Genomic DNA, 4,867 nt, shown 5'->3' with positions numbered 1-4,867 from the left:
GGCCGGGACGGTCGTTCTCGTCGGTGTCCCCACTCCGGAGATGAAGCTCGAACTGCCCCTCCTCGACGTCTTCGGCCGCGGCGGCGCCCTGAAGTCCTCCTGGTACGGCGACTGCCTGCCCGACCGCGACTTCCCCATGCTCATCGATCTCTACCTCCAGAACCGTCTGGACCTGGACACCTTCGTCACGGAGACCATCGCGCTCGACGAGGTCGAGAAGGCCTTCGAGCGGATGCACGGCGGCGACGTCCTGCGCTCGGTGGTGGTTCTCTGACGGCCGAGCAGCCCGCGGCCGCGCAGGCGTAGCCGCGGCGAGTACGGACGAGCCGTGGTCGGGGGATGCCCCCCGACCACGGCTCGTGTGCTCTGGAGAAGGGTGTTCAAGGGAGAACCTTCTGCGACGCGCCCCTTGACACCCTCTCTGAGGCGGCAGATTGTGTTGCCCATAGTGAATCCCAGTGCATCATCCGCAACCGGATTCGGATGGCGGCCACACCCCTTCGCCCCCATGCCGCCTTACTTGCTCGGTCGCGCAACCTCCGTCCGCGACAGCGAGCGTCCCCTGCCGTCTGTGGAAAGGACGAGCCGATGAGCAGTACCCGCGAACAGAACGGGAGTCCAGGTCATCCCGTCGGGGAGGAACTGCCGGGAATCGGTGCGGCCGCCGCCCACCCCCGGACCGACCTCGTCGTCTTCGGTGTCGCCGCGGCCCTCACCCTGGCCTTCGTCGTGTGGGGAGCCACCGCGACGGACTCGCTGGAGAGCGTGTCCGGGAAGCTGCTGGACGGGACGATCCGCAACGGCGGCTGGGCCTTCGTCCTCGCCGCCTCGGGCTTCGTGGTCTTCGCCCTCTGGCTCGCGATGAGCCGCTACGGGCGGATCACCCTCGGAAAGGAGGGGGAGGAGCCGGAGTTCCGCACCGTCTCGTGGATCGCCATGATGTTCAGTGCGGGCATGGGCATCGGCCTGATGTTCTACGGAGTGAGCGAGCCGCTCTCCCACTTCGTCACGCCACCGCCGGGCACCGACCCGGCCGATGCCAACCAGGCCATGGAGACCGCCATGGCCACCACCCTCTTCCACTGGACGCTCCACCCGTGGGCGATGTACGCGGTCGTGGGTCTCGCCATCGCCTACAGCACCTTCCGGCGCGGACGCCGGCAGCTGATCAGCGCGGTGTTCACGCCGTTGCTCGGTGAGAAGCGGGTGAACGGCTGGCCCGGTCGGGCCATCGACATCCTCGCCATCTTCGCCACCCTCTTCGGCTCGGCGGCGTCCCTGGGGCTCGGCGCCCTCCAGATCGGCAGCGGCTTCACGGGACTGGGCTGGCTGGGGTCGGTCGGCACCGGACTGCTGGTCGTCGTGATCGCGGTGCTGACCGTGGCGTTCGTCGCCTCGGCGGCGTCCGGGATCGAGAAGGGCATCCAGTGGCTGTCCAACACCAACATGGTGCTGGCGGTGGGGCTCGCCCTCTTCGTCTTCCTCGTCGGCCCGACCATCTTCATCCTCGATCTGCTGCCCACCTCCGTCGGTGCCTTCTTCGGCGACCTGGCCCAGATGGCGGGCCGCACCGAGGCGTCGAGCGGCGAGGGTGTCGCCGACTGGCTGGCCGGCTGGACGGTCTTCTACTGGGCGTGGTGGATCTCCTGGACGCCGTTCGTCGGCATGTTCATCGCACGCATCAGCCGCGGCCGCACCGTCCGGCAGTTCGTCGGTGGCGTCATCCTGGTTCCCAGCAGCGTCAGCCTGCTCTGGTTCGCGGTCTTCGGCGGCTCGGCGATGCACCTCCAGAAGTCGGGTCGTCTCAACGACGCGGCGACCGCCCAGGGGCAGCTCTTCGACGTACTCCAGCAGTACCCGGTCGCCACGGTGACGTGCGTCGTCGTCATGGTCCTCGTCGGCATCTTCTTCGTCTCCGGCGCCGACGCCGCCTCCATCGTGATGGGGACGCTCTCGCAGCGTGGGTCCCTCGAACCCTCCCGGGGCGTCGTGGTGTTCTGGGGCGTGCTGACGGGGGCCGTCGCCGCCGTCATGCTGCTCATCGGCGGCGGCAAGGGCGACGCGCTCACCGGGCTGCAGAACCTGACCATTCTCGCGGCGGCCCCCTTCACCCTGGTGATGATCGGGTTGTGCGTCGCGCTCAACCGGGATCTGCGCCGTGATCCGCTCATCATCCGCGGGCGCATGGGCAAGGAGGCCATCGAGACGGCCGTCATCGCCGGCCACGAGAAGTACGACGGGGACTTCGAACTCCGTATCGGCCCCGCCGCGTCCACGGACGGGACGCAGCCCGAACGGCCCGAGCGGACCGAGGAGTCCGCGCAGTCCACCACCTCCGCCGTCTGAGACCGGCTCACCCGCCGCCCGGCGGGGTCGTGGCACCGCCCTGCGCGGTCCACGCCCCCGTCGGGCTGTTGTTGTTCTATGTGAGGTGAGTTTTGGATACCGCAACGCCGTGAAGTGACCCGGAGGGGCTCCTGGATGCCTTGACAAGGGTTCTGGGCGACCCCAGACTGATGTTGCGCTTACCGCAAACCGTTTCGTTATACGCACCCGAGGTGTCATGATGATTCCCGCGTGCCGCCTCGCGGATCTCCCGCGAGGTGAGGCCTTCCGGCTCGACACCGACCCGCCGGTGTCGGTGTTCCACACCGACGACGGCGAGGTCTACGCCATCGACGACACCTGCACCCATCAGGACGCCTCGCTCGCCGACGGCTGGCTCGAGGGCTGCGAGGTGGAATGCCCGCTGCATGCCTCCAAGTTCGACCTGCGCACCGGCGCCGTCGACTCCCCGCCGGCCAAGCTGCCGGTCCGGACGCACGAGGTCGTCGTCGAGGACGGCATGATCTACGTCCGGCTCTCCACGGACGCCCCCAACCTGCCGCCCTGCATCTCCGCCCGGCTCGCCGGGGGTCCCGCGTGAGGACCGTCGCCGTGGTCGGCGCCTCCCTCGCCGGCCTCTCGGCGGCACGCTGCCTGCGCAAGCAGGGCTTCGACGGCCGCCTGGTCGTCATCGGCGACGAGCCGCACCGGCCCTACGACCGGCCCCCGCTCTCCAAGGAGTTCCTGGCCGGCACCCTCGGCGAGGCCGAACTCGCCCTGGAGACGGAGGACGAGGACCTGGCGGCCGACTGGCTGCTCGGCACCCGCGCCACCGCGCTCGACCACACCGCGCGCGCCGTCCGCCTCGCCGACGGGCGTGAGGTGCGGGCCGACGGCTTCGTCATCGCCACCGGCGCCGTGGCGCGAGCCCTGCCCGGCTCCGACGGCCTCGCCGGAGTGCACACCCTGCGCACCCTGGACGACGCCCGCGCCCTGCGGGACGAACTGGCCCGCGGTGGACGCCTGGTGGTGATCGGCGGTGGGTTCATCGGCGCCGAGGTCGCCTCCACCGCGTACGCCCTGGGCCTTGAGGTGACCGTCGTGGAGGCGGCCGCGACGCCGCTCGCCGGACCGCTCGGCGCCACCATGGGCGCCGTCGTCTCCGGCCTCCACGCCGACCACGGCGTACGGCTGTTGTGCGGCGTGGGGGTCAAGGGACTGAGCGGCGAGCACCGGGTCGACGCCGTCCTGCTGGAGGACGGCCGTAGCGTCCCCGCCGACATCGTCGTCGTCGGTGTCGGGGCCCGCCCCTGCGTCGAGTGGCTCGCGGGCTCCGGCATCGCGCTGGACAACGGGGTGAAGTGCGGCGCTGACGGGCGCACCAGCCTCGCCGGTGTGGTCGCGGTCGGCGACTGCGCCAACTGGTACGACCCCCGCGCGGGCCACCACCGCCGCGTGGAGCACTGGACCGGCGCGCGCGAGCGCCCGGAGGCCGCCGTCGCCACGCTGCTGGCGGGGGGCGCGGTCGAGCCGGGCGTGCCCAGGCCGCCGTACTTCTGGTCCGACCAGTACGGCGTCCGCATCCAGTTCGCCGGCCACGCGGCCGAGGCCGACAGCGTCACCGTCGAGGCGGGCGCGGCCGACGACCGCGACGTCCTCGCCGTCTACCGGCGGGCCGGTCGGCCGGTCGCCGTGCTCGGGATGAACCAGCCACGGCTGTTCATGAGGGTGCGCAAGGAACTGGCCGCCGCCACATCTTGACACCACCCCGGCGTCACCCCATGCTGCGGTTGCCCACAGCGCGCAGCGTTCCTCCATACACAACGCCGACCGGAGTCGTCCCTCCGGGCGCCCGCCTGACCCCTCCGCGACGTTCCCCGAGGAGTGCCCCGTGACCTCGACCGGTCTGCCCGACAGCCTGATCGCCACTCTTCCCGGCTCCTCCTACACGGATCCGGTGGTCTTCGCCCAGGAGCAGGAGCACATCTTCGAGACCATGTGGTTCTGTGTCGCCCGCGCCTCCGAGCTGGCGAAGCCCGGCGCCTTCCGCACCGTCGACGTGGGCCGCGAGAGCATCCTCGTCACCCGGGCCCGGGACCACTCGATCCGCGCGTACTTCAACGTCTGTCGGCACCGGGGGGCCAAGCTCTGCACCGAGGAGTCCGGCGAGGTCAAGCGGGCCTTCCAATGCCCGTACCACGCCTGGACGTACGGCCTGGACGGTAAGCTCGTCGCGGCGCCCAACCTCACCAAGATGCCCGACGTGGGCCGTACCGAGTACGGACTGGTGAGCGTCGCCGTACGGGAATGGCTCGGTTATGTCTGGGTCTGTCTCGCGGAGAACCCGCCGTCCTTCGAGGAGGACGTCATCGGTGAGGTGATCGCCCGCCTCGGCGACGTCGAGTCGATCGAGCGCTACGACATCGACAGCCTCTCCGTCGGTCGCCGGATCACGTACGACGTGCAGGCGAACTGGAAGCTGATCATCGAGAACTTCATGGAGTGCTACCACTGCGCCACGATCCATCCCGAACTGACCGAG

Annotated in this window: 4 protein-coding genes and 1 pseudogene; all 5 read left to right on the top strand. The window is 70.3% G+C overall.

Going from position 1 to position 4,867, the window contains the following annotated elements:
• Positions 1–274, top strand: a pseudogene (locus PUR53_RS00060) (S-(hydroxymethyl)mycothiol dehydrogenase); the annotation flags it as partial.
• Between the two features lie 314 nt (positions 275–588).
• Entirely contained in the window at positions 589–2,346 is a 1,758-nt protein-coding gene (locus PUR53_RS00055) for a BCCT family transporter (protein ID WP_329906939.1), read from the top strand.
• Between the two features lie 217 nt (positions 2,347–2,563).
• On the top strand, positions 2,564–2,926 hold the full coding sequence (locus PUR53_RS00050; protein ID WP_239759601.1) for a bifunctional 3-phenylpropionate/cinnamic acid dioxygenase ferredoxin subunit: 363 nt from the start codon (positions 2,564–2,566) through the stop codon (positions 2,924–2,926).
• Complete coding sequence (locus PUR53_RS00045) at positions 2,923–4,086, top strand: NAD(P)/FAD-dependent oxidoreductase (protein ID WP_329906937.1); 1,164 nt, start codon at positions 2,923–2,925, stop codon at positions 4,084–4,086. Before PUR53_RS00050 ends, PUR53_RS00045 begins: the two co-directional genes overlap by 4 nt.
• Before the next feature lie 130 nt (positions 4,087–4,216).
• Positions 4,217–4,867, top strand: a 651-nt coding sequence (locus PUR53_RS00040; protein ID WP_329895292.1) for an aromatic ring-hydroxylating oxygenase subunit alpha, incomplete at its 3' end; no start/stop codon positions are given.

Origin of the sequence: Streptomyces sp. SP18BB07 (assembly GCF_036322545.1) — a bacterium.
In the GTDB taxonomy this organism is placed as follows: domain Bacteria; phylum Actinomycetota; class Actinomycetes; order Streptomycetales; family Streptomycetaceae; genus Streptomyces; species Streptomyces deccanensis.
Note: the sequence above shows the minus strand (reverse complement) of the source record. Positions and strands in the feature narration are given on the sequence as shown.

What these genes read in the sequence shown, in the direction of transcription:
- PUR53_RS00055 (WP_329906939.1), top strand. Translation starts at nt 589, where the DNA reads ATGAGCAGTACCCGCGAACAGAACGGGAGTCCAGGTCATCCCGTCGGG.
- PUR53_RS00050 (WP_239759601.1), top strand. Translation starts at nt 2,564, where the DNA reads ATGATGATTCCCGCGTGCCGCCTCGCGGATCTCCCGCGAGGTGAGGCC.